We start from the raw sequence: 26,619 nt of genomic DNA, 5'->3' as shown, positions 1-26,619 counted from the left end.
TCCTCCAAATAATCGATATGGAAGGCACTGAGGATTATAATTATCGAAATCTGACCATGTTAATTTTTTCAGATAGCCACGTATACTCCTTGGCGGAAAGATCAAAATAACCTTTTAAATAAGATTTTCGGATAGGAGTTCGCACCACAAAACCAAGCTGCAAAAAAAACATATTTAACCCGAAATAGGCATTGGGTTTCCTCATAAAGTTTGAACCTGCAAGAAAATCAGACAATTTAGAGAATATGGTGGAGGATCGATATGGTGAAGTAAAAAAAGTTAAAAAACGCCTAATTGTGAAGCATTATTATACCAGAGTTGAAGTGTGTAGTGCATAAAATATTTTCAAGAAGATTCGTCGAGTCATTAAAATAAATTCGATCAAATTAGCCCAATCACCATGAATATCAGTATCCATATTGCCCTCAAATTGTTTTGACAAAAATTGAGCATATTTATTCTCTTGTTTTTTTCCAGACATTTCATTTACATAAATAAACATTTCAGAAGTTTTGATTAGGAAAGGCAGTCAAAATTTTAAATAATTTGCGAAATCATATAAAATCTATGAATTTTCGTATCATTCCATCCATTTCATTATTGTTGCTTTTTTTAAGTTTAAACGCATGCATCTCCAACAGTTCATTGGTGTATCTTCAAAATATAAAGAATGATAAAAGTTTGATCGATGACGAATTGATCAGTTACGAAATATCAGAATACAGACTACAATACAACGATATTATCAGTATTGACATCAAAACCACGGTACCCTTTATCAACGAGGCGTTTAAGTTTCAAGATGGCAATGCCATGAGGGCTGGTGGTCAAGGAATGGCCGATGTATATTATATGACGGGATATACGGTCGACAAGGAGGGGGAGATTGACCTTCCGCTCATCGGGAAAATAAATGTTGATGGAGCAACTTTAGATGAAGCCAAAACGAAGCTCCAAAATGCACTTCTTGAAATAGTAAGCGAAGAGATTTTTGTTCGGGTGAAATTGGGCGGTATTCGATATTCCATATTTGGCGAAGTCAACCGACCAGGAAAGTTTACGCTTCTCCAGGACAGGCTTACCATATATGAAGCGTTGTCCAATGCGGGTGATTTCACAAGTTTTGCAAAGAGAAACGAAGTGGTGATCCTACGTCAATACCCGAATGGCACCAAGATCCATCGGGTAGATTTGTTGGACAGGAGCATCATCAAAACCCCATATTATTTCATTCAGACAAACGATCAGATCTATGCTGAACCGCTCAAGCAAAGGGAGTTTGCCAGAACTGAAAATGCGAGTCAGAATATCCTTCTTTTTTCCAGCCTTGTGACAACCTTTCTTTTATTGCTCAATTTTTTCAATTAATCCTAAAGTCCCCATGCAAGAGAATCCACCAAAGTTAAGCACGTCAGAAATAGATGTATTAAATCCAAAAAGGATCTTAGAAAAAATACTGTCGAATTGGTACATTTTCCTTGGAAGTATTTTTCTTTCCACAATTTTAGCATTTTATATCACCAAGGAAACCACACCCATCTATGAATCAGAAGGATTACTGCTGATCAGTGAAGATAAAAATAATCTCAGCCTCGACATATTTTCCTCTGCGGGTGGCCCTTCCGAAAACACCTCCCTTCAAAATGAGATCGTCAATCTGCAAACCTATTCATTGGCTTATGAAACGGTCAAGCAGCTGGATTTAAATGTGTCTTATTTTAAAGAAAATCTTTTCAGATTAAAACCCATTTACAACAAGTATCCTATAAAAGTACAGGCCAATTGGGAAAAACCACAGTTGATCAATGCTCTTTTCAAAATCATCCCCGGAAAAGAAAACGAATTTACCGTTGAAATAGAAGTGTCGGCAAATACACAGATTTACACCAAACAATTCGGTGGAAAAGCGGATGTCTATTCCCCATTTAAGGGGGGAGATCTAGGTCCATTCCAAGGTGAATATGGCCAAATCATCAGCAATCCATACTTCGAATTCTCTATTTTCAACGGTCAAAATGAAAATCTTGAAAGTGTCTATTTCAAAATTCAAGGCGACGGTAGTCTGGCAAAAAAATATAAAAGCCTGGTCAATATCGGACCGGAGGGAAAAGGAAATACTGCTTTGCGCTTGAAAATAGCCCATCCTGACAAAGAGATCGGAGAACTCTACATCAACACCTTAATGAACACCTTTCTGGCGAGTGATCTCAAAATAAAGAGCCTTATCTCCCAGCAAAGCCTTGAATTTATACAAAACCAAATCACGACCGTAGCGGATAGCTTAAACCAATACGAGAATGAATTGCAGAGCTACCGGACAATAAACCGGATCACCAATCTCTCTGAAAAAGGATCCAATATCTTGAATGAAACTGTAAAGCTGGACGATGAATTAAACAAGCAGAACCTAAGATTGGAATATTACAAAAACCTGCAAAAATATCTGACAGATCCAGACGGGCAAAATCTCTTAGTCCCCTCTGTAATCGGGATTGAAGATCCTATCTTCAACAACACGGTCACCAATCTTCTGAACCTTCAAAATGAAAAATCCGGATTAAAAGGGGTTTTGGCGGGTGATTCCTTTTCCTACATCCGAGAACTAAACAACAAAATCGAGAACTTAAAAAACAACCTAAAAGAAAGCAATACCAATGCCATCCTGAATATCAGTACCCACATCGATCGGCTAGAAGACATGATCAGTGTAGTAGAAAAGGATTTTAACCTACTCCCGGAAGTAGAAAGAAATCTCACTTCTATTCAAAGAAGATTTAAAATCAACGAATCCATTTATACCTTCCTTTTGCAAAGAAAAGCAGAAACGGAAATCCAAAAAGCCTCCACCATTACCAAACATCGGGTTTTGGATGCAGCGATGCTCAATTCTTCCCCTATTACCCCAAAACTTTCCCGAAACTTGGCAATTGGAGCTTCCTTGGGCGTTTCTATTCCCCTGCTTTTCTTGATTGTTTGGTCCATTTTTTACCATAAAGTCGTAGACCCAAAAGAAGTTGAAAATTTACTGCACATTCCCGTTTTGGGATTTGTGCCTCGGGAAAAAGAGAAAAACAATATTTTGGTTCACAATCCAAAATCAATTGTAACAGAATCATTCCGAACGATTCGATCCAATTTGGCCATCAGATTTGATTTCAAAAACAAAGGTACGATAATGGTTACTTCGACCCGACCGGGAGAAGGCAAGACATATATCAGCATAAAAATTGCCAGCGCTTATGCCGCATTGGGTAAAAAGACAATCTTGGTTGGCATGGACTTGAGAAAACCTGCCATCGGTAAAGAGCTTAACTCAATCCACAACAAGTTCGGTGTGACTACATTTCTAACACAGGAAGGTGAGGATTGGGAAAACTTGATTCAAGCTACCGATCAGGAAGATCTCGAGGTCTTGAATGCAGGCCCCTACCTCGAAAGGAGTACGGAACTTATCAACACCAAGAAATTCGAAGGACTGATGGCTTCTCTTAAGGAGCATTACGATTTTGTAATCATTGACACCTCTCCTATCGGACTTGTATCAGAAACATTGGACTTAACCAAATATACAGACATCAATCTTTTTGTTTTAAGACAGAACTATTCTTTTATCAACCAAGTCCAGATCGCCAATGACCTCAAGGAAAAAATGGGCTTCAATAACTTCTATGTCGTTGTGAACGACATGCATAAATTTGGACTCGATGGACATAACTACGGATACGGGTATGGCTACAGTTACTATTCCAACTATAATTCTTACTCTGAGGACGAACCCAAAGGTGGCTGGTTTCGCAAAATATTTCGATAAATTTAGAAGAACTTTCTACCGCGGTAAAAAGGATAAGCAAATAGAATGATTTTCGCACAGACTCAATCCCATTCGGTTTCCCAACGCCCATTTTGCATTGAAATGTGCAGTACGAAGACCATTTGATATTGGGAAAATCAGAAGCAAATGGCAAAAGCCAATTTCAAATAAGGCAACACTTAGTTTTATGCCAAGTACAATTTTTGTTGAAAAAATTCACCCTTTGTCAACAAAATTAATTCCAGATAAATCACTATAATTGTGCTAGTTCTCTCCAAGTTTAAAAAGACAAAACTTCGTAGGAATCGATGATATTATCAATAACCATTAAGGACTCTGATGAAGAACCTGTTTTTGACCAAAATCATCTCCCACTTCATGGATGTATTCTCGGATGATTCAATTCATTTCAAGTGTTTCAAGATTCCCAAATAAATTATCTGAAACACAAGAGACTACTGTTCTAAATATTACAAGCTTGAGCAGTCTATAATTTGCGATGACAATGGTGGACGAAACCGTCTGGACAGAATTTGGGAATGTCGTTATTTCAGGGGAATGGGAAGTCGACAGCAGGACAAAAGTCTTTAAAATAGGACAATAAATTTCTGGGCTCTTGTGTTAAAAATGTGCCATTGATAAATCTTCCACACTGCTTTAGGAGAAGCGAGCAATGACGCGAAATTCTGACAATAATTTTGCAAAATCCCCAACAAAGGCCAATTAGTCAAAAGATTATTTGGTGAAATAATCCATACTTCCATTGATCCAAATAGGCATCATTGTTCGTATTTAGATCGAATATTTCTTTTGTTGATTGGCAAGAATACCCTATTTGATAATTTTATTTACAATTTAATATGCAGACAAAACCCATTGACAAATACCTGATAAATAAAAGACTTTCAAATCCGAACCATAACCTTTGTTCTGCAATACCAATTCCAATCCATCCTGAAATTGCGTCATAATCATTCTTTGATTAAAACATTTGACTTCACCATATCGGTGTACCTGACCTTATTCTCTTATTGATCTGATTGTGTTTCAGTTTCGACCTTTACCCAGAAACCTAATACTAATTTAGACTTAATATACCCAAAACATTTATTTACCAAAATCTTTAAGTCGCGTCAAAGTCTTATTCGGGAAATATTTAATACCGATAGGAGCATGGATGCTTCCCAATTTGATTTTCAATTCTTAGAAAATGCTTGACAAGACCCACTTAAGTGAAAAAATCCTTTCCGGAATTGGGGAATCTTATTCCCTATTGGAAGGGTCTAAGAAACTTAAAAAAGCCATCGTCCAGATCTTGCCAAAATTAGGCGAGGCAACATCAGTTGATAGGATTTACGTTTTTCGAAACAATTTCAATACGAAGGGCGAATTTTGTCTGACCTATCTGGACGAGTGGTGTCGAGAAGGAATAAGTGCCCAGATGGACAATGAAAATTTATTTGAAGTTCCTTGGACTGTTTTTCCAGAATTGGAAGTCCAACTTCGAAACAACAAGGTTCTGAATAAATCAGTAAGAGAATCCACCGATGCTACGTTCGTAGAGATCATGACCCAACAAGAAATCGTTTCTTACCTTTTTATACCCATTTTGGTAAATAATGATTTTTGGGGCTTTATGGGTTTTGACAATTGTACCCGCGAGGAACTTTTTACACCAGAACAGGTAAGTGCTTTGCATGCATTTGCAGCTACACTGGGTAATTTTATTTTTGCGAAAAAAAGTTTTAAGAAGGCGGTCAAAAATCAAAGAAAATACAAGCAAATCATTTCCAACATTGAAGAAATTGTCTTCAAGTTGGATGCGGAATATAACATTACCTACCTCAACGGAACATGGTTGAAAATAACCGGCAGAAGTCTCCATGACTGTATAGGTATCCCTTTGACCCAATTTTTTACCGAATCCGAATCTGGCAAACTTAATCAAGAGGTCAAAAATCTTGATCTCAACGGAGAGCGGCGTGTTTCCTTCCTCACGAGAATAAAAGAAATAAGCGGAGAAGAACGCCACATCCGGGTCAATTTGAAAAAGATCACAAAAGGAGGAAGGATTGAATTCTTTGGGACCATCAACGATATCCACCAAAGCCAGACCAATTTTGAACTGTTGAAAGAGAGTGAATCAAAGTTCAAGGCCTTGTTTGATACTGTGGAAGATGTTTTGTATTCCCTTGACTTCGCTACTTTGCAGGTATTGATTGTCTCAGACAAAATTGAACGCTTCGGTTTTAAACGGGAGGAATTTCTTACCATTCCCAAATTCTGGTGGCTCCAAATTGTTCCCGAAGACCGTATTGAAATCCAACGGGCTTTTGATGTCTTTTTAAAAAACAAGCCTCCATTCTTGGAATTGGAATATCGAATCACAAAGTCAGATGGCTCCATCGCCTGGATATATGATAAGTCTGGGATTGAATACAATCAAGACAACGTCGCCATTCACATCCATGGCAGAATTTCCGATATCACGGACGAAAAGAACAAAGAAAAACAGCTTGAACAGACTGAAGATAGGTTTAGAACAATCACAGAAAATCTTCCTTTCCCCTTTGCCTTGAGTCAGGAAAAGGATTTAAAACTCCTCTACTGTAATTTTTCCTTTGACACAAATTTCCACTGCAATCGAAAAAGGGAGGGAATTGTTGAAAACCATCGTTTGGACGAAATTGTCCAGGTAGAATCAAAAGCTGCTTTTGTCGCATTTCTTCAGTCAAATCCCAATTTCTCAAACTACGAGATCCTTCTCGAAACCAAGGAAGGCCAACAGTGGTATAGTCTAAGCAGTGAATTGATCCCTTACAAATCAGGTAAAGCCCGGGCGATCGTTTTTTACAATATCAACAAAAGAAAACTGAGCGAACTGGAAATGACTCGGATGAATGATGTGATTCAGGCCATAAATCAGACCCAAATGGATTTTTCAATGGACAATGAGATCCAAGATACGTTCCAAATGCTGCTGAAAAGCCTAATCGGATTTACGGACAGTTCGTTTGGCTTTTTGGGAGAGGTTTTGTACGATGAAAAAGGACAGCCTTTCTTAAGAACCAATGCCATCAGCAATGTTGCCTGGAATGCTGAAATAGAGGACTATTATCAAGAAAATTTTAAGTCTGGCATGGAGTTCAGAAACCTCGATTCTCTTTTCGGGTGGGTAATGGTGAACGAAAAGCTGATCATTTCAAATGAAGTTTCAGAAGATCCGAGAAGGAGCCCCCAAGCAACGCCTCAGGGACATCCAGAATTAAAACGATTTCTGGGTATTCCAATATTTAAAGGAGACCGTTTTGTGGGAATGGCAGGGCTTGCGAATAAGGAGAAACCTTATTCCCAGGAAGACGTGGACTTTCTGAAGCCTTTTCTTTCCAGCTATGCCAATTTAATTGCCTCTCTTAATTTGACACGGCAAAAAAGAAAGGCAGAATTAAGGCTTAAGGAATCAGAAAGAATGTATCGACTTCTTTCCGAAAACATCGATGATATCGTTTCGCTACAAGATTTGGATTTTAAAACTGTCTATGCGTCCCCTTCCCTTGAAAAGGTTACAGGTTTTGACCCGGAATACTTTATAGGCAGGGATTTTTTCAGCTTCTTTAATTTTAAGCCAAATGTGAATTCGGACTTCACCAAGTATCCCCGATTTATCATACCCCTCAAACATAGGATTACGGCAAAGGAAATAAAGCTGGAAATGCTTTGGAAACCCATTTATACGGAACAAGGAGAACTAAGCTCCTATCTGGTTGCTTCCAGAGACGTAACAGAAAGAGAATTGGTATTGGAAGAACTCAAAAAAAGCTTGGAAATGGAGATTGAACTCAATCAGTTGAAATCCAAATTTATTTCCATGACTTCCCATGAACTCCGTACGCCACTGTCCACCATTCTCAGCTCAGCAGATTTGATGGAAATAATTTCCGAAGGAGTAAAAGAAAAGAAAATTCAGGAAGACTTGACGAAGCATATTAGAAAAATTCATGTTCAGCTGGGTCGTCTTACCCAAATCATTTCTGAGGTGATCCTTTTTGAAAAGAACAATGAAGGAAAAATTGTTTACAATCAAATGGACGTGGATATCAAAAGTCTGCTGATCCAGTTAATATTCAATCAATTTGGAGTGACTGAAAATGAGCCAAAAATCCAACTTGATTTGGGAACTGAGCCCATATTTTTAAAATCAGATCCCACCCTTTTGTTCCATGTATTCAGAAACCTCATTGAAAATGCCCTAAAATACACCCAAGAAGGATCTCCTAAACCGATTATAAAATTGAGCCAGAAAGAAAAATCCAGTGTGGTAGAAATCGTGGATTTTGGAATCGGAATCCCCAAAGAAGAGGCTAGATTTATTTTTGATACTTTTTTCAGGGCTTCTAATGTAAAGAATATAAAAGGGACTGGATTGGGCCTAAGTATCGTAAATGAACTGGTCAATAAATTGGGGGGGGAAATGACCTTTTCCAGCATAGAAAACAAAGGTTCTACCTTCACTATTTGCATTCCAAATGAAAGAAGGAATATTGCTGATTGAGGTTGACCTATTAAACGAGCGAAACCCCCTTAAAAATTCTAGCATCGACTGGTCGCTCCACCCTCAGCACCACCAACGGAATAATGGCTCCTTTTTAAATTTAGGATCAAATAGTGGACTTGGTTTCTTACTTGATCCTGCAACCATAGAAGCCTGGATTTCTATTTTTACAGATTCTACAACCTTTGGAGAGAAATCCACAGCGTCTCATTTTTTTTAGGATAAAATCATGGTAGAAAAAGATTGGAGAAAGGCTCTGGATGCCCTTTCTCCAATCTTTTTTTAACCTGAATTCTAAGACAGCGGAAAAGTAAGGTTATGCATCTAACTTGAGCCCGAAATATGCAATAGGTTTCCAATTGGGATTGAAACTGAAAGAAAATCAGACTAATGGGGGAATAATTCCTGACTCAAATAGGGTGAAGTCAAAAATAGTCAACGCCTAGTTGATTATCAGTAAATTACAACATTGAATTGAGTTCGTAATGCATAAAACGGGTTGAAGCAATTTAGATGGAATTATGCTTCGGATTTCTCAAAAGGACTTGAAAATGTATAGAAATCAAACGATTTGGAGAAGAACGCAAATTACCGACCTGTTGAAATCAAAAACACAAAAAATTGACTGATAATGAAGCAATTTCAGGCTGTTTTTGAAATCGCAATGCATAACCCCTTTTTAAGAAAAAAAAGCAGTGAACACCTAATCCCAATAATTTAATTGATTGATTTCGTTTACAAATTAAATATGGGGTATATTATACCGAATTAATAAACGAAATATTTATTAATTCATTTTACTTTTACGTTTAATATTGTGAGTGGAAAAAATCCGATTTGATTTTCAACAGATGACACACCCTTTTCAACTCCAAACTTTAGTTCTAAAAAACGGATCCTTTCTCTATGTCTAATAAAAACCACCTTCGCAAAAAAGCAGAGTCGATCTTCAAGGAAAGAGCTTCAAATATCAATTCAAACCTAACCGAATTGGATCTCTTAAGCCTCATCCATGAATTAGAAATCCATCAGATCGAATTGGAAATTCAAAACAAAGAATTGAAACTTGCCGGTAATCATTCTGAAAATTTATATCGGCTTTTCTCGGAAAATATGGAGGATCTCATTACACTCCACGATCTGAATTTGAAAACAATTTTTGCCTCCCCTTCCTTGGAAAAAATCACAGGGTTAAAGATGGATGAATTTATAGTGACAAACTTTTTGGAATTCCTTCCTTCCAATCCAAAAGAAAAAACGGGCTTCACGAAGCAACATCTATTTATCGTCCCCCTCAAGCATGGGATTACAGGAAAAGAAATCAAGCTGGAAATACTTTGGAAACCTCTTGCTCATAAAAAAGGAGAACCTCAGGTTTTCTTATTGACTTCAAGGGATGTTACAGAAAGAGAGTTGGTATTGGAAGAACTCAATAGGAGACTGGAAAAGGAGATTGAACTCAATGATTTGAAAACCAAATTCATTTCCATGACTTCCCACGAACTCCGTACTCCACTGGCAACCATTCAAAGTTCAGCGGATTTGATGGAAATAATTTCCGATGGGATGATCGAAGAAAAAACATCGGAAAGGCTATTGAAGCAGATCAGAAAAATCCATATCCAGCTAAGTCGGCTGACAACAACCCTTTCTGATGTAATGATTTTTGAAAAAAGCAATGAAGATAAAGTTGGGAACCATCAAATCGAGGTCGATATCAGAAGCCTATTTATCCAGCTGGCCTTCAACCATTTTGGAATGACGGGCAATGAGTCGAAAATACAGCTTGACTTGGGGATGGAGCCCGTGCTTCTAAAATCAGACCCTACACTTTTATTCCATGTATTCAGAAACCTGATTGAAAATGCCCTGAAATACACGCCGGAAGGATCTCCAAAGCCGATTTTAAAACTGACCCGGAAAGAGCAATCCATTGAGGTACAGGTAATTGATTTCGGGATTGGGATACCCCAAAAAGAGGTCAGATTTATTTTTGACACCTTTTTCAGGGCTTCCAATGTAAGAAATATAAAAGGTTCTGGTTTGGGACTGAGTATCGTCAATGATCTGGTCAAAAAACTGGGAGGCAAAATAACCATTTCTAGTACAGAAAATAAAGGAAGTGCTTTTCTGATTTTGATTCCTTATGAAAGAAACAATATTATATTTTAGGGATACCCGCTACTTTGCCAATAAACAAATGGGTCAGTTGCAAAAAAAGATAAACTAAGAATATTGGATTTCAACTGTATTCAGCCCATTTCCCAGAAAATAAATACAATTTTCACAATAGTGGATAGGTATAAATCTTCCGAATTTAAAACAAAGCGTTTAGGCTGTCAAACCCATAATATAAATAGGCTACTTAAGGGTATTTAATCAGACCATTGGAAAAACAACTCCTAACACTGATATGGCGAAGTCAATAATAGTCAACACCTATTGATTGCCAAATAAATCAAGTAGGGAACCGCATTCGCAATGCACAAAACGGGTTAAAAATAAAACTTTTCCACTTTAATCTTTCACACCAAGCCTTTAACTTATAAACACCTAAAACAAATATTTATTAATGATTCGAGCCATTCATCTCTAAAATCAAAATATTATACCTTAATATAGGATTAGAAAAAATATTTATCTATTATTATAGAAAAATTTTTTATGGATTATTTAAATCATAGTCAGCTTTATGAAAGAGCAGAAGAAATTTTGCAGAAAAAAACCCCGAAAATCAATTCCCTTCCAACAGAAGCGGATGCTATAAGATTGATCCATGAACTGGAAGTCTACCAGATTGAGCTGGAACTTCAAAACGAAGAATTGAAGCTTGCTAAACTTCAATCCGAAGGTATTGCCCAAAAATACACATCACTCTATGATTTTGCTCCTATTGGTTATTTCACTCTTTCCAATAAAGGTATAATCCTGGAAATGAATCTAAGTGGGGCCAAAATGCTGGGGAAAACAAGATCTGCCCTTAAGAACACCCCTTTTTATCGATATATACCAAATGAAGAAAACCTTGTATTCAATCTGTTTCTAGAAAAAGCATTTGAAAGCAAGACTAAGGGAGGTATCGAAATCGGGTTATTGGGAAGTGGTGATTCTCCGATTTATACCCAACTGACGATAGTAGTGGATAAGGGGAATGAAGACCAATGCCTCCTCACAGTCACGGACATTACGGACAAGCAGCTAAATTTGGAGGAACTCAAAATAAACCTTGAAAAAGAGATTGAACTCAATCAGCTGAAATCAAAATTCATTTCGATGACTTCCCATGAACTCCGTACTCCGCTCGCAATCATTTTAAGCTCAGCGGATTTAATGAAAATGTTTTCCGAAGGGGTAAAAGAGGAAAAGGTAAAGGAAGGGCTGATCAGACAAATAAAGAAAATCGATATCCAAATCGGTCGTCTCAACCAGATCATCTCTGATGTGGTGCTCCTTGAAAAGAACAATGAAGGGAAACTTACTTTTCGTCAAATGGATGTGGATATCAAGAGCCTACTTCTCCATTTGGCCTTAAATCAATTTGGATTGGATGAAAATGATTCCAAAATCCAACTTGATTTAGGAATTGAGCCCGTTTTTGTAAAATCAGACCTAACGTCCCTATCTCATGTATTTCGAAACCTGATTGGCAATGCCCTAAAATATACTCCGGTAGGATCTCCAAAACCGATATTGAAAATGATCCCGAAAGAGAAATGGGTCGAAATCCAAATCGAAGATTTTGGGATCGGAATACCCCAAGATGAGAAAAAGTTTATTTTTGATGCTTTTTTTAGAGCATCCAATGTGAGCAATATCAAAGGGACTGGCTTGGGGCTTAGTATAGTCAAGGATTTGGTCAAGAATCTGGGCGGAAAAATAAACTTTTCCAGCACAGAAAAAAGGGGCTCTGTTTTTGCCATTAACCTTCCATATGAAAGAGAAAATATTGCTGATTGAAGATGAAATTGAGCTTCAACAGAACCTCAAAGAAATTCTGGAGTATCATGGGTTTTCTGTGCTCACCGCAGAAAACGGAATAGAGGCTCTTTTTAAAATAAAGAATCAGGATGTAGACTTGATCCTTTGCGATATCATGATGCCGGAGATGGATGGATTTCAGTTTATAGAAATTTTCCGTGCTGAAAAAAAAAATCAACATACCCCATTTATTTTCCTGAGTGCAAAAGTCAGCGCAGAGGACAAAGCAATAGGCCTACAAGAAGGGGCTGACGATTACCTCACCAAACCCATTTCTGCCCGTCTTCTCTTGAATGCCATTTTTGCGGCATTGGATAAAAAAAATGAAAGAATTTTATGGTCTTCTTTGATGAATGAAAAAGAAGAGGGGATTGAACACTCTCACTCCCTTTCCAAAACAACAAGTCCTATATCTCTTTTACTCAACGTTCTTGGAAAGCTCAAAACCGCGACCGTTCCGATGGAGGTCAATGAAGTGTCCCAACTTGTTAATTTGGCCTTTACATCTGCAAAATGGATCCATTCCAGTTTTACAAAAACCCCACTGTTTACCAATCTCGGTAAATTACAGCCCAAACCCAGCTCGATCAATTTGGGTGATTTGGTTCTTGACACCCTCAATGAATTTGGGAAGGAGAGCTTTTTGGCTCATACCGCTATGACCCAGAACATTGTTTTTGACCCGGAACAGATTCAGTTCATCATCCGAGAACTGCTGGAAAATTCTCTGAAATTCAAATCGGATTCCAATAAGGTTCAGGTAGAATGGTTTGGAAACGAATTATCCGTCAAAAACCAGCAAACGATTCTGATACAAACCGAGGAGATCCCGATAACCGCATTTGCCCAACCATCCGGAGGAGTACATGAGCGAAGGGGATTGGGTCTGGGCTTGTTTTTATGCAAAGAATATTGCAGGATCAACAAAGCAAAATTGTCCTGTTCGGTTAATGCCGAAGGAAATTTTATAGCCAAAATCATCTTTCCAAATGCCGGGAATGCCATGGAAGATTAATTTTCAAATTGCACTAATCCACTGATTGCTTTTGCCCCTTTAGGTGCATCAACAATTCTGATCCAGCCAGAAATGGCTGAATATTCAAATCCAATTATTTTCATTTTTTGAATCCCCATAAAGGCAATACTTCCTATCCCCCCAATAGACCGACTTTTTTGAAGTTTTAAACCCAATTGAATTCCTACGGCATCATGCATGTTTAAGGAAATCAAACCCTATTTAAACCCGAATTCTAAGACAACGGAAAAGTAACCTAAAGGATCTAACATGAGGTAAGTTAGATGGAATATGCAAGAGGTTTCCAAATGGGATTGAGACTGAAAGAAAATCAAACTATTGGGAGAAAATTCCTGATACCAAAAGGGTGAAGTCAGAAACAATCAACAGCCAATTGAGCATCAGTGAATTATACTGTTGAATTGAGTTCGTAATGCATAAAACGGGTTAAAGGCCAGTATTCTTCCCGCAGCTCCCCATATATCCCTAGAGGAAAATTCAATTGAGACTAATCCAAGGGATATGGTCCCATTGAAAATTTATTGGATTCTCCTTTTCAAGCCCGGAGTATTCGACAGGAAAACTTGTCTTGACGGATTTGATCACCGAACCCTCACCGAGGTAATTGCCGACCCCAAGGGAAATCCCCTTACCAACCAAAGCATTTTCCGCCAGCAGACAAAACATCCCAATGGATGCGTATTTGCGAATAAGATTCCTTGATTTGAGAACAGAGAAACTTCCAAGATGACAATGGTCTGCCACAAAGCAGTAAGGGCCCACAAATACCCCCTCTCCCTTGGTCACGGAATTGCCCAAAACTGCTGTAGGGTGGATATAACTTAAAAAGTTTCCACCTGCCCCGGAAATAAATTCAACAAGTTTGATCCGCAAAGCAACACTGTCGACAGCGATGATATACTTGTCCTTAGGCTGCACGATCAAATCTTTTACTTTCCCCAGATACATCATATTGACATCCTGGTACAGCGGCGCCGGACCCTGATCATCGACATATCCTGAAAACACATACTCAAAACAGGAATGTGAATTTTCAATCAATTGCAAGATGTCCAGCCCCAACCGAGAAGAGCCTACAATAATCACGTTTATCAAAACTTTTTTAAATAAAATGGAACATCCAATTCTTGGGCACTGCCAATTCCCTAAATGGAAAAAGGCGTAATGAGCCATAGGATCCAAGCAAGGCCCCCACAAACCAAAACTTTGGTTCCATGGACCAAAGACTCATTTTTTTCAAAAAGAGAGAACATAACCTAAGCAATCTGAAAACAACAGCACATGCTAGGCAAACCATCTCTTCATTGGTTTGCCTCAACGTGAAGCTTCCCTGAAACCAACACTTCTGAAACGGGGAAAATCCCCAACATTACACGAATTTCAACCCACAACAAACCTATCCCTTCATGCAAGAGCGCATTCCATTTCACCAGCGCACGCAGGGACGGAAACCAGTTCAGGCGATTGCCACCGGGATGGATTTTTATTTGAAAATCTGCTGGAGCAGCAATTACTTCCAGACCTACACGCTCAAAGATCCGGGAGGCTCGGGATAAATGCAGGGCTGACGTTACCAATACTATTTTTCTAACTTCAGGAAACTCCCCGATAAAATCCAAGGCCTCTGTTTCCGTCGTCACTCCCTTTTCGATCAGTTGAATCTGTAAGGGATCCACACCCTGCTCCATCGCCACTGCAGCATACATGGAAGCCTGCGAGACAAAACCCTCCCTGCCCCTGGAAGAAAAGACCAAAAGTTTTTCCGGATGGAGCTTCCAAAGCCTGATCCCCTCAAGTGTCCTTTGCAGGACAGCATGATCCAGCCGCTGATAGACCGAAAGTCCTTCCTCAGGCACGCCCCCCGCTCCCAAAACCAAGATAACGGGAAAATCCTCTGGCACTTCCTGCAGCGAAACAAATTTCCTTTCCTGCCAATGCACCAACTTAGCGCTCAATGGAGACATGAGGATCAAAAAAAACAGCAAGCCTAGTAAACTGACAGCAGGGCTTTTTTCCTTCTTAAAAAAAAAGAAAAGCAGCAGCAGAAGCAAAACAAATTCTACCGAGAAAAAGAAACCTGAAAGTACTGATGTCAAAACCAACATACACATGTTATTCAAAAGGAGAATGATATTGACCTAGCTTCAACCCTCAATAAGCAGTAAGAATTTCATTACCATCTGAAATAGCTTAGAAATCAATAGCTTACAAACTGTTTCCAACTTCACCTCACTGTAAAATGCGTGTTATTCCAAATAGGCGGATTTTCTTGCAGTTTCAATCTCCTTTTGGAGACATAATGCATATTTTGGGTTCAATTGACAAATGCCAAATCACCTTTGATTTTTGATAAATAAATACCGATGCTGCCGCGTAATATCAGAAAGCATAGGACCAGATCTGACCCGGGTTCCTATATTGCCCTCATTATTGAAGAAATAGGACCACTTAAAGGATTCTGTCATTCTGAGTTCAGCCTTTTTGGACCTTAATATTTTTCTGGGAACCAGAGGGAGATGCAGCATAAATCCAGCATTAAAACCATTGGTGGTGCTTACCCCATACAAGCCAACATCCACTCTCCCGTATTGCCGGATCAGGTCAAGCCTCGCCCCCCGGTCAAAATACATAAATTGCCCCCCTTGCAGTTTCAAAGTCAGCATCTCCTTGGGGAAATAATACTCGAAATCGAAGAGGACCATTTCGTCATTTAAACCCTCCATATACAAACCGGAAGAGGGCAAAATATAAAAACCTGAAACTGCCAGTTCCCATCCAAAACTCCATCTTTTGTCCGCATCAAAAAAACGGTACTGAAGATTTACGCCAAATCGATCATTGTAAAAAAGACCTGTATGGCTCAGAAGATAGTGATTGGGCAAGAAATTGGAAAAAGTGCTTAAATAGGTGGGCGCCAATCTGATGTTTTTTTCCTGACTATCCAGTTCATTGACTATGGGAACCAATATCCCGGTGTGCAATCCGAACCCCCTACCCAAATTAACGGTAGTAGCCGTAATCCAATTGATCTTGGTTTGTAAGGGCCGTTCGTAATATCCAAACCTACTTTGGACTTCAGGCAACATGTAAAAATTAAACCTATACTTGTCTGCCTTATACGCATAAGAAAATTCTCTTTTTCTGTTTTCTGACAGTGTCTTTCCAACAAAACCATTCCCATCAAACTCATAGCTCCCTAAAGGCACCCCCATGTGGAGCGGCACATAAACTTTCACGATCACCCCGATTTCCTCTGACAATCTTCTGGCCAGTTTCATCGCATCCAAAGGATTGCGGTATGCCCTATGTTCAAAATAAAGGATGAAATCCTGATCAGTGCTGAGAAGCGTTAATACAACTTGCTCAAACCCATTTTTGCTGAGCTGCTCTTCCAGCGAAATTAAATCGGCCTGAGCATAGGATTTGAAGCTTGACATAAAGCCAAAAACAAGCAACATGTAAGTCAGTACTGAAACTCTCATAGGATATTGCCTTAATCTTTCAATAGAAATCTATACCCAAAACCATATGAGAAAGCTTCCAAACCGAGTAATCTTGTTTGAAAATGCAAACTTTTGAAAAGCAAAACACTTGCACTTGCATTGTAAAATCGACCATCATATTCAGCGGTAATCCAAAGGCTATTCCATGCACTTAATTGGACACCTCCAAAAAAATCATTGAGATAATGGTTGCCAAGGAGTGCCTTATCAACCCATTGAAACTTGGTTTCGTCCAAGCCAAGACCCCTAAAAGGTTTCATAAATACCACAGGTAAACCGTATCCCCCAGAAAATTCCAATCTAAAATCTTTTGACAGGTCAAAATACCTGGAGAGCAAGATTGCATTGTGATTCAGGGAAGCAGAACCATTGAATTCCGGGGTAATGACCACACCCACGTTGGGGAGCCATCCACGCTGATAAATCAAGTCCACTTGCACATCCAGATGCCTGTCCCCTATCCCTATGCGGTCTATATTTCTGGGCCTGGTCAGCACGGCATTAATCCTGACACGTGAGGCAAAATCAAGATTTCCAACAAAATAGTCCTCTTCATCAATCCTCCTCACAAAATTATTGAGGGCAAATTTTTTAGGAACATAGGAGGTTCCCAAATAGAAATACTCCTTTTCATCAGAAATACCTGGCTTGGGCGTCATCACCAGACCAGGTTTCCCCAAGAAATTGAATTGGGCTTGGACATGCTTGGAGTTAAAAAAAAACAACAAACAAACAAAAATCATTGAGGTCCAAAAACCTGATTGCGTCATTGGTTATGATTGAATTTGTACACCAGACGTATTCCAAATTCAGCGCCTTTCGCACTGATTTTTTTTCTTATCGACCCTCCGTTTAATTCATCGGGATAAACCTTGTGGTGGTAAAACCCGGTATTGTAGCGAAGATCTGCCATCAAGTCAAATCGATCACTTAGGGGTTTCCGAACTCCCACATGCAAATAAGCGCCATAGTTATTGCCTACAAACGAGATATCATTAAAACCTCCCGGGCCAAAGTTCACTTCTCTGGAAATGCTGTGCTGGATAAAATACCTGTTCAGGCCTGCACCGACAAAGAGAGAAATCTTCTTGGAGGATTCATCCTCACTGTCTAGGGAGTCAGAAAAAAATATATTGTAGTTTATGCCAATACTCGTGGGAATTATCCTTTGGCTGATAGTTTCCTTTCTGATCAAATCACCTACCACAAAAGCAGTTTCATACTTACCGGTTCCATAACCCACCCTTGACAGCAGGGAGAATTTTTCACTTAAAGCAAGCTCTGCGGCCAGGGAGGTGATGTGGGTGGGATTAAGCGAACCTTCCTCAGTAGGGGGATTGACCAAGGCGGATCTCTCATCAGGGGTGTTGTAAGACCTCAACCAGAGCGAAGAGCCTATGGAGACATTTTCCAGCTTGACCTGTGCGCTTACCTCCATCGGGATATAAAAAAACAGAAACAGTGTGCAGACCAAGAAACTATACTTTAACCTTGAATTATTTATTCCTATCATGATCCCCCTCCTTGATTGTGGCAATTGTTAAGTGCTCCGATTTTAGTACTATTCAAATCCTTGATGACTTCATCAAAAACAGCAATGAGTTTTTCGATGAAATTGTTGTAAGCCTGATCCGTTCTGCCAATATCTATTTGGTAAATAGTGTCAATAGCCGCTGTAATGGTGTCCTCCATCATAATCAAGTTTTGCCTTGACTTCACCAGAAATGCAACCAAAAACACCTTGACTCCATAATAAATCTCCTCTGTTATTTTTCCTTCTGCCAACAATTCATTGGAGGCAATATTCACAGCAATACCAAGCCTCCTCAGTTCATCTACACTTCCCTGAAGGGTATCCGTCAGGAAAGCAAAGCGTTCAGATTTGATATTCAAAATATCCTCCCGAATGCCCTCATAAAACTCTTGGCTTTGGAGAATCTGCTGTTCGGATTGGCTTACAAGAAGATTCAGCGTTTCCTGATAGACCACTTCTATGGCATCGCTGCAAGGCGTGACAAGTGTGGGATTTGCGCTGTAAACAGAATTAAATTTAAATTCTTTCAAATGATCTGAAGTTCCCAGACTTAATCTGGCATCTGGCCGAGGAGGGATGTCATAAAAATTAAAAATAATCCCATCAATCTTTGGAGGCACATAAGTAGGCAAATAAGCCGCTAAAGCACTATTTTCTTCGACGAGAAAAAATAAATCTGTAAACAATTTCTCCAAGGGGATCGTGGTGTCAAGAATATTGTCAACATCTCGGACATTGATTTCTCTTAACCTTGCATCCATCAGGGCAGGATTCCGCAAATCGGTGAAATTTTTTAATACCCTCTCATTTTCGACCTTCAGATTATCCCTTAGAACTGCCGTAAGAATGTCTTCTACCAATTCCATCGTACCAGCGGACAGTGTAATGCCACCAGGTTCAAAAATACTGCGCTCAGGTACCTCTTTTTCTACCTCTGGCAGATCACCTTTGTCATTAAAGTCATTGATCACGTATTTGTAAGGAGCGATATTGTCCAGGTCCATTGGAGCACAGGCAAACAGACAAAACATGCCCGCAAATACAGCCGGAAGCAAACGCCTCGATAATCTGGAAAGATGGGTACTTATAGGATGTTGAAAAAACATATAATTTAAAGGTAAAATTGGAACATAAATATATTTTGACTTGAAGCCCTATCCAAATTACACTGACTTCAAAGCAACAGGCTGATGATTTATGTAAATAAAAGGTGTCTCAAAAATTACTTTTTTTTACTGCACATTTAATTTGTGTATCTAACTGCATTGTGGATTATCAATTCTATCATTCAATTCAAAAATTGTTTATGCCTTTTATCGGGTTAAAAACCCCTGTTATGCCAATCCTTTTTCCCCAAAAAACCTGATTTACTTTCAACCCGTTTTATGCAATATCAATTCTATTCCTGTCTGAAATTGCTTAATAATCAGTAGGTTGTTTTCTGTAATTTGACCTCACCCTATTGGACGATACATATTCCCCAATAGTCTGATTATTTTACAGTTACAACACTAATAGGAATTCTAATGCATATTTTGGGTTCAATTTCAACCTCATTTGGAAGCCTGATGCATATTTCAACTGCCTTAAACAAGTTAGATGCATTCCGTTACTTTTTCGATGTCTTAGAATTCGGGTTCAAAAGCTTTATTTTTCTTGATCTAGGCTTGATGGCCGAAACATGAACTAATAAAAAGGGAACAAAAGTTAAAAAGGTTACCCGAACCATCAGGTAACCTTTTGAATAGTATAGAAAACAAATGAAATTTAAACTATCAAACCTGCACTGCATCAAATAAGATGAAACCTATGGCCTCTTCCCCTTATTTCGGTTCGTTTTCTCAGCAGCTTTGGTATCATACCAGTTCCCCGGGCCAGAAACAGCCCCGGTGGTCGCCCACTGAACCAAATCAGGATAGGCAAGATTGATCTGCACCCGATCCTTTGGCAGTTCAATTTGTGCAGGCGTTTGGATCGCCCAAGGGAGCCCCTGACCAAATCCCATGGTATTAATCGCTTTCGTAGAGTAGGATGTCCCAACACCGGTATCATCACTTCCTTGGCCAAAATACCTCGAGTCAGCCAAAGTAGAAGGAGATGTTCCTATCAGATTGATTTCTCTGCCCCTATTCCCATTCACATAGATAAAAGGACTGAAGGAGAAATCAGCCAAAACAGCAGTTCTGTCATACACCACGGAGAATTTAACATTATAATCATCATCAAATGCCTCAGCACAAACACCATTTTTAGTACGATCCGGTGTATTTAAACAATCATTGTTGATTATGGTGTTTACATCTTTAAAGACAATAAAACTTCCGGGTATACTTTCCGCTATTGGCAAAGCAATATCTGCAGGCGATCTATTGGTCATCTTAAGGCTATGATGCGCAGGCATACCGATTAGTCTAACCCCGAAGGAATTATTATAGGCAGCAGATACACCTATTAATCTGAAATCCATTTCCACTTCCCCGATCAATGAACGGGTACCAGTTTTTACCACATAGTTATAATCCACTACCATATCGTTGAAGTCCGCATCTCCAAGACTCGGCCAGTTGTCTTCAAACATTACCCTGGTGTAGGCATTTTCTGCCGGGTGGTAAGTATAATTAAACAATTCAATCCCTAAAAAATTATTATAATAAGGCATGGAAGGTAATGGAGTTCCGGGGTTTTTTTCCGCTAAAGAGGAAAATTCAGATGGGTTTAAAGAAGGAAATGTCAACATCAATTTCACGTCGCCATAGTCCGTATTAAGAACGAAATCACCTGTTGCAGAAAATCCGGCTGGATAATCAGCTCTGTAATTTTGTTCAAAACCAACGATTATAGAATTTGTTAAGGAAATGGGATGATCGACAGAAACCCCACCTGAGAAAGAGGGATATTTTAGTGCAACAAATCTTCTGGTAATATTTTGATTGTCTCCTTTTTGGTCAGTTTCTGCATCCTGACTAATCTTTAATTTACTTGTGTCCAAACTCCCATTGCTTGAATCAAATGCTCTTTCCAAAATAAATAGTCCTATTTCAGTGCCTATAGGGAAAATTGTAGAGCCATTTGATACATCTTTCAAACTTATGGAATGGCCGGTAAGAAGTACAGGTTGTGATTCGCCATTGTTTCCGGTATTTGGAAAAGTAATAACCTCAGTGAAATTTACATCACCTGGCTTTTTATATTTGTATCCAACCGAATGATTATACCGTCTGTCGGAGTCCAGAAACGTTAACTCGACGGAGGTGGCTTTCGGTAAAACAAAATTTTGTTCAAGTACAACGTTTTGTCCAAAAGTTGCAAAAAACTCATATATAGTAGTAAATGTTGTCGAATTAAAGCCCACTGCTCTTTGTCTACCATTGGCATTACTTTCAAAAGTTAAATTATTAAGATTGGTCTGGGGGCCGGTTGAGACAGCAAACAAAATATCCAATCTATTTAAAAACCCGGATTGAATAAATTTATTATGAAGTCCAACCGTTGGCAAGCCACTATCATTCCAGGCATTTGTGCTCAAGGTAGAGTATCCTGGAATTGTTCTCAAAGACAAAGGATTCGTTCCCGCTGAAGATTTTGGATCTTTGGGGATTTCGTAGGAAAATTTAAAATCCTTACCACTGCGTGTCACCTCATATACCTGGTTGATCCCAGATGAGGCAGAGTATAAGTAAAGCGTATTGATGTTTTTGGCGATTTTTAAGGGAGAGGAAAAATTCCCGTCTTTGTCCAAATGAAATGTTGCATGTTTTGCAGATTTAGAAAAGTCATATCCTCCTCCAGCTTTGGTAGGTTTCCCGCTATAGGCCACAAAATTTGCCCCTTCATAAGGAATTCCACCCATCAGTTTAAACTGCACGCTCAAATTGACGGCGTCTATCGAACTAAAATCAAAATGAGGTAATATTTTCATTCCGTAAAAATCAACTGATGATGCAGTCAATTTATTGATGTCATTTGTAGTCTCTTCAAACAAGCAGGAGGACAACACAAACAAGGGGACAACCAAAAGGAACCTTAAACAATGTTTCATATTTCAAATTTTTATTTCTGCTTACAAAAAAGGCTACAAAAAACCGAACCATTTCCATGCAAATATTACTTAATATACGTAGTGCATTTATTTGTTAATTAAGTGGAGTTTCAGGAGTTACTACAAGATCAGTTTCATACTTTTTGTTGTAATTCCCAACACTTTTTCTCTAAGCCGCACTTTGACTTTCTATTATTCCTATCCTTTGCATGAAACTTTCATTCCAACGTGATTTTTTCAGGCAATGGTGCGCAGCGCTTTTTTTTACTGAAACCCGTTTTATGTATTTCCAATCCCGTTCCAAACTGAAAACACTTCAAAATCAGTCGGTTGTCGACGGTTTATGACTTCACCGTTTTGGGACAATGCCTTATTCTCCAAATGGTTTGATTTTCTTGCAGTTTCAACACCTATTGCAAAACCTACTGCAAATTTCCATCTAACTTAATCAAGTTAGCTGCTTTACGTTACTTTTTCGATGTCTTAGAATTCGGGTTAAATACCAGGATTAAATCCCAACAACCCTCTCTTGTAAAAAATATTGGGCAAGGTTGAACTTCTCATTTAATTTCGCCCAATTCACATCGTTCTGATAAGGCACATTGGTTTTAGCCAAATACAAATACTTATTTTGGGGATAGGAAGGGATAAACAGCTTATTGATATAATCCAACTGCTGCACTTTTTCCCCCTTGACCAACAGTAGGGCAAGAAGCAAAAGATCATCTGTGGTTTTGAATTCATCTATCAAATCCCTGAGTTGTGTCAAGTCAGCTGCAGAAAACATGCTTTTGGGGAACAAGACTCCCCCACCTCCCAAGGGAAGTAACTTGTGCTGAAACCTTTGTGTATCAGGTTTAGAAAAAACCCATTTTCCATAGGGAAGAAAATCACCGGATGAGGTGCATTTTATTCTTCTGGCACTGTGGCAATGTACGGCGTACGGGAGCTGCTTATGGGACGCCATCAACAAGCTGACAAATAATGGGGGATAGATATAGTCATCATCACAAATAATGATGTGTGTATTTTGGAATTCCCTCATGGCAAAAAAATATTTTTTGTGGGAGCCCAGATTTTCCACATATCGGATTTCAAATCTTTCATCCAGCAAAACGGCTAAGGTGGTTGGAAGATTTCCTACATTCCACTCCTCTTCTCCCAGCCACAATATGATTTTGGCCGTTGCCTGATGCTGATTTTTTAGGGAAAGTATCGTTTTATGTGTTTCATAAACCCTCTTTCCAAAGGAAGTCAGCGAAATGAGATAGTCTTCCTGGATCTCGCCAAAACATTTCCGGTGTCCGGGCATCAGCGCCGACACGACCAAACGGGTCATGATCCACCCAAAGACCTCTCTTACCTTGATCCTATAATAAATGGAGTTAACAGGATAACTTTTGTAAAGCCTGTGAATGAGGTAGTAGATTTTTAAAAGCAAAATTGGCGAGTTTATTGAAGCAAAAACATCTATTTTATTCCTTTTCAGATGCGATCATCCCTCCCAATTCATCACTGCTCAAAAACTCCATATCGGGATAAAGCCGGATCAATTCACCCAATAAAGTCCCTAGCAAGTGCAGGTTTTTTTTACTGTTTTCAGGAACCAAAGAACCAATATAATTTAAGCGATGCGTAGAAATGATGGCAGGCTTTCCCCAACGGAAAGCTGTGGCTACCTCAGCAAGTGCCGTATTTACCCAATTCTGCCGAGGTGCAGTCACAGGTTCAAAGCTAACATTCCTGATCATATACCTCATGCCTTCTGAAGATTTTTCTCCCGTATAATGCCTCCTTGTCCGGGGATGCTCCTGTCCTACTATGGATCTCTTCTGTACCCGTCCACCCTGGATAAATTCAACCCCCTTTGCTGCCCATACTTTCTCCACAGCATCGCCCCAAGTGTAGCAGGGAGCAATGATCGAGGCGGACTTAAACCCCCAGGTTTGTTCAAAAAGCACCATCCCCGCTGCAATACTTTCCTTGACAATGGCGATATCTGCTTTTTCATACATCGCCATGGCATCCAAGTGCCCGCTCTCCAAAGCATACATCCCTTCGTCAAAGGCATCCAGGTATAAGCGGTCAGTAGCCCTGAGCCGCGCCAGCCAACGGTTGATATGCACATGTTCCCTCCCATGAAACTGCATCCTGAAGCATCCTGACTGCATTCCTTCCCGATAAAGGTCCATCACTTCATCCTTATCCGAAAATCTCTTTAAAGTCTGATAAAAAGGCTCGTGATAATATTTCTCAAATCCAGTGGTTCTTATCCTATCGAAGTCGGGATTGCCCATGATCATGTTCATGGTAAATTTAGCCGGTGCCCCACTCCTGTCTCTGTAGACTGAAAGCAGCTCCAACAATCTGCCCACATCCCCATTGGACTCCAAGGAGTCAAAGCGGTCAAAGTGCAAACGAGAGACTCGATACCCTTTTTTTTCCAGACGGTTAAAGGATGCCTTTGAGGCCATCCGCTGCATTCCCCAATCATCGCTCTCAAAAACCACTATTTTTCTATTGGTCTTCCAGCCAGGAATATTGATCAGGTTGCTTTTTAGCTGGCGAAGTAGGCTGTCCATAGAATACGTTTTTTTCTTAAAATTTCACTGTGAGATCCCTTTGCTGCTTGTCATGCTGTTTTTTCAAGCTTATCAAAAAAGCAAACACGCAACTACCAAATTTAAGGCTTCCTCAATTCCTCCTCTTGAAAACCCTATTGTTTCACTTAGGATCGGATGCGCCAGTCACCACCAAATCTTTCAATAAAGCCTCCACCATCCAATGCTCGGGAACAAACCTGCCTTCCTGCCAATGTAGGTGTTGATCCCAATGCCCCGGACAGTGCCTGAATGCTTCCGGGGAAAATCCATAGCTGATTTCAATGATTCTTGGCGTTTGTTTTTCATCCATGACAAAATCAAAAGCAATACACTGACCTTTTAACTTTTGATTGGCTTTAAAGGCCGATTCCAAACACGATAAGGGAATCAAATCAGGGTCATGAGAAAAATGACCCGAACCTGAAGCCCTAAAATCGTCTTTTCTTACCCATCGGGTAATGGCAAAGGCCTTGTTGCCGATCACAATCACCCGGATATCAGAAGGATTATTGGGGACAAATTCCTGAAATAAAACATAGCCCCTTTCCCGCCCTTGAACAGTAGCGTACTCAGGGTAGTGGACAAACCGCAACAGCCCTTTTACAATACTCATCCAAGGCGCATGACCATTTTTGAATTGATAAATCCTTTCTTTCAGGCTGTTAAATGGGGCATAATTCGAGAATCCCTTTCCAAAAGACTTCAGGATAATCTTCTTGGCTCCATGGTAATTGCCCACCAAACGTACCTGACTGGATCCCGAACCTGTCTTTAATTTATGTACCGTAGGATATTTGGTTTGCCTTGCCCAGGACAAGGCATCCTTAGGATCATAAAAAGCGAAAGTTTTGACCATCGGTAGTTCCAGTGATTCCAAGAGGTACTTTTGAGCCAATTTATCATCAAAATGCCAATTGGTCCTGCAATCGGGAAAAACAGGGAAGCCTTGATGAGAGAGCGCCGCCAAAATCGGCTTGGCAGCAATCAAATCTTTGGGGAGCATGTGGGAATGATGCCAAAGCAAGGCCCTGACATCCTTCAATTGCCCGATAATGTCATCATCGAGACAATTGACCAATTTAAACGGAATGCCCTGCTCCTGACAGTAAGCGATCCAGGCGGGATGAAAACCGCTTTTACTGTTATGAATGGCGATCAAGTAAAAAGAATTGAATCTATGAATTTCATTTATTTTTTGATGGAACGCAGATGACGCTGATTCAGCAGATTTACACAGATTTTTATGGAACGCTGATGACGCGGATTGAGCAGATTTACACAGATTTTTATGGAACGCTGATGACGCGGATTGAGCAGATTTACACAGATTTTTATGGAACGCAGATGACGCAGATTGAGCAGATTTACACAGATTTTTATGGAACGCTGATGACGCGGATTGAGCAGATTTACACAGATTCTTTTTTAAATCGATTTTTTTGTTTTTTTTTTCAGCGACCAACCGCCAAATCTGCGTCATCAGCGTGCTATAAAGATGGAACGCTGATGACACTGATTGAGCAGATTAAAAAGGATTTTTTTAAATCGTTTTTTTGTTTTTTT

17 protein-coding genes are annotated in these 26,619 nt (G+C 39.5%); 7 read left to right on the top strand and 10 right to left on the bottom strand.

Annotated features, from left to right (window positions below):
- The first annotated feature begins 567 nt into the window (after positions 1–567).
- The 6 genes from Q7J63_RS20730 (at position 568) to Q7J63_RS20705 (ending at position 13,356) form a co-directional block, all read left to right on the top strand.
- Positions 568–1,368 (top strand): polysaccharide biosynthesis/export family protein, encoded by an 801-nt coding sequence (locus Q7J63_RS20730; protein ID WP_304888939.1) that lies wholly within the window; start codon positions 568–570, stop codon positions 1,366–1,368.
- 13 nt (positions 1,369–1,381) lie between these two features.
- The gene (locus Q7J63_RS20725) at positions 1,382–3,811 is read left to right on the top strand and encodes a tyrosine-protein kinase (protein ID WP_304888937.1); all 2,430 of its coding nucleotides are present in this window, start codon (positions 1,382–1,384) and stop codon (positions 3,809–3,811) included.
- 1,210 nt (positions 3,812–5,021) lie between these two features.
- Entirely contained in the window at positions 5,022–8,363 is a 3,342-nt protein-coding gene (locus Q7J63_RS20720; RefSeq protein ID WP_304888935.1) for a PAS domain S-box protein, read from the top strand.
- Between the two features lie 906 nt (positions 8,364–9,269).
- On the top strand, positions 9,270–10,535 hold the full coding sequence (locus tag Q7J63_RS20715) for a PAS domain-containing sensor histidine kinase (RefSeq protein ID WP_304888934.1): 1,266 nt from the start codon (positions 9,270–9,272) through the stop codon (positions 10,533–10,535).
- A 492-nt stretch (positions 10,536–11,027) separates the two neighbouring features.
- On the top strand, positions 11,028–12,320 hold the full coding sequence (locus Q7J63_RS20710) for a PAS domain-containing sensor histidine kinase (protein WP_304888932.1): 1,293 nt from the start codon (positions 11,028–11,030) through the stop codon (positions 12,318–12,320).
- Positions 12,295–13,356: a response regulator gene (locus tag Q7J63_RS20705; RefSeq protein ID WP_304888930.1), complete on the top strand. Its 1,062-nt coding sequence runs from the start codon at positions 12,295–12,297 to the stop codon at positions 13,354–13,356. Before Q7J63_RS20710 ends, Q7J63_RS20705 begins: the two co-directional genes overlap by 26 nt.
- A gap of 498 nt (positions 13,357–13,854) precedes the next feature.
- On the opposite strand, the gene Q7J63_RS20700 is transcribed toward Q7J63_RS20705, so the two are convergent.
- The 10 genes from Q7J63_RS20700 to Q7J63_RS20655 all read right to left on the bottom strand — a co-directional run bounded on the left by Q7J63_RS20700 (position 13,855) and on the right by Q7J63_RS20655 (position 26,215).
- Positions 13,855–14,472: a hypothetical protein gene (locus Q7J63_RS20700; protein WP_304888928.1), complete on the bottom strand. Its 618-nt coding sequence runs from the start codon at positions 14,470–14,472 to the stop codon at positions 13,855–13,857.
- Between the two features lie 206 nt (positions 14,473–14,678).
- A complete protein-coding gene (locus Q7J63_RS20695; RefSeq protein ID WP_304888926.1) occupies positions 14,679–15,482 on the bottom strand; it encodes a YdcF family protein in 804 nt (267 codons plus the stop codon).
- A gap of 228 nt (positions 15,483–15,710) precedes the next feature.
- Positions 15,711–16,859, bottom strand: coding sequence for a hypothetical protein (locus tag Q7J63_RS20690; protein WP_304888924.1), 1,149 nt, complete (start codon positions 16,857–16,859; stop codon positions 15,711–15,713).
- 11 nt (positions 16,860–16,870) lie between these two features.
- Positions 16,871–17,650, bottom strand: coding sequence for a YjbH domain-containing protein (locus tag Q7J63_RS20685; protein WP_304888922.1), 780 nt, complete (start codon positions 17,648–17,650; stop codon positions 16,871–16,873).
- Positions 17,647–18,393, bottom strand: coding sequence for a hypothetical protein (locus Q7J63_RS20680; RefSeq protein ID WP_304888920.1), 747 nt, complete (start codon positions 18,391–18,393; stop codon positions 17,647–17,649). The genes Q7J63_RS20685 and Q7J63_RS20680 overlap by 4 nt, the downstream gene beginning before the upstream one ends.
- Entirely contained in the window at positions 18,390–19,520 is a 1,131-nt protein-coding gene (locus Q7J63_RS20675; RefSeq protein ID WP_304888918.1) for a hypothetical protein, read from the bottom strand. Before Q7J63_RS20675 ends, Q7J63_RS20680 begins: the two co-directional genes overlap by 4 nt.
- A gap of 701 nt (positions 19,521–20,221) precedes the next feature.
- Positions 20,222–22,153 carry an LruC domain-containing protein gene (locus tag Q7J63_RS20670; protein WP_304888916.1) on the bottom strand — a complete coding sequence of 644 codons (1,932 nt, stop codon included), beginning with the start codon at positions 22,151–22,153 and terminating at the stop codon, positions 20,222–20,224.
- An 808-nt stretch (positions 22,154–22,961) separates the two neighbouring features.
- Positions 22,962–23,894, bottom strand: a complete 933-nt coding sequence (locus tag Q7J63_RS20665; RefSeq protein ID WP_304888914.1) for a hypothetical protein — start codon at positions 23,892–23,894, stop codon at positions 22,962–22,964.
- 34 nt (positions 23,895–23,928) lie between these two features.
- Positions 23,929–25,035 (bottom strand): hypothetical protein, encoded by a 1,107-nt coding sequence (locus Q7J63_RS20660; RefSeq protein WP_304888912.1) that lies wholly within the window; start codon positions 25,033–25,035, stop codon positions 23,929–23,931.
- Between the two features lie 142 nt (positions 25,036–25,177).
- Complete coding sequence (locus tag Q7J63_RS20655) at positions 25,178–26,215, bottom strand: RimK family alpha-L-glutamate ligase (protein ID WP_304888911.1); 1,038 nt, start codon at positions 26,213–26,215, stop codon at positions 25,178–25,180.
- Between the two features lie 50 nt (positions 26,216–26,265).
- Here Q7J63_RS20655 and Q7J63_RS20650 point away from each other — a divergent pair.
- On the top strand, positions 26,266–26,619 hold a 354-nt coding region (locus Q7J63_RS20650; protein WP_304888910.1), incomplete at its 3' end, for a hypothetical protein.

The organism is Rhodonellum sp. (assembly GCF_030656585.1).
In the GTDB taxonomy this organism is placed as follows: domain Bacteria; phylum Bacteroidota; class Bacteroidia; order Cytophagales; family Cyclobacteriaceae; genus Rhodonellum; species Rhodonellum psychrophilum.
This window is presented reverse-complemented; position numbering and strand designations above follow the sequence as displayed.

What these genes read in the sequence shown, in the direction of transcription:
- Q7J63_RS20725 (WP_304888937.1), top strand. Translation starts at nt 1,382, where the DNA reads ATGCAAGAGAATCCACCAAAGTTAAGCACGTCAGAAATAGATGTATTA.
- Q7J63_RS20680 (WP_304888920.1), bottom strand. Translation starts at nt 18,393, where the DNA reads ATGATAGGAATAAATAATTCAAGGTTAAAGTATAGTTTCTTGGTCTGC.
- Q7J63_RS20675 (WP_304888918.1), bottom strand. Translation starts at nt 19,520, where the DNA reads ATGTTTTTTCAACATCCTATAAGTACCCATCTTTCCAGATTATCGAGG.
- Q7J63_RS20705 (WP_304888930.1), top strand. Translation starts at nt 12,295, where the DNA reads ATGAAAGAGAAAATATTGCTGATTGAAGATGAAATTGAGCTTCAACAG.
- Q7J63_RS20710 (WP_304888932.1), top strand. Translation starts at nt 11,028, where the DNA reads ATGGATTATTTAAATCATAGTCAGCTTTATGAAAGAGCAGAAGAAATT.
- Q7J63_RS20715 (WP_304888934.1), top strand. Translation starts at nt 9,270, where the DNA reads ATGTCTAATAAAAACCACCTTCGCAAAAAAGCAGAGTCGATCTTCAAG.
- Q7J63_RS20660 (WP_304888912.1), bottom strand. Translation starts at nt 25,035, where the DNA reads ATGGACAGCCTACTTCGCCAGCTAAAAAGCAACCTGATCAATATTCCT.
- Q7J63_RS20690 (WP_304888924.1), bottom strand. Translation starts at nt 16,859, where the DNA reads ATGAGAGTTTCAGTACTGACTTACATGTTGCTTGTTTTTGGCTTTATG.
- Q7J63_RS20695 (WP_304888926.1), bottom strand. Translation starts at nt 15,482, where the DNA reads ATGTTGGTTTTGACATCAGTACTTTCAGGTTTCTTTTTCTCGGTAGAA.
- Q7J63_RS20720 (WP_304888935.1), top strand. Translation starts at nt 5,022, where the DNA reads ATGCTTGACAAGACCCACTTAAGTGAAAAAATCCTTTCCGGAATTGGG.
- Q7J63_RS20730 (WP_304888939.1), top strand. Translation starts at nt 568, where the DNA reads ATGAATTTTCGTATCATTCCATCCATTTCATTATTGTTGCTTTTTTTA.
- Q7J63_RS20685 (WP_304888922.1), bottom strand. Translation starts at nt 17,650, where the DNA reads ATGACGCAATCAGGTTTTTGGACCTCAATGATTTTTGTTTGTTTGTTG.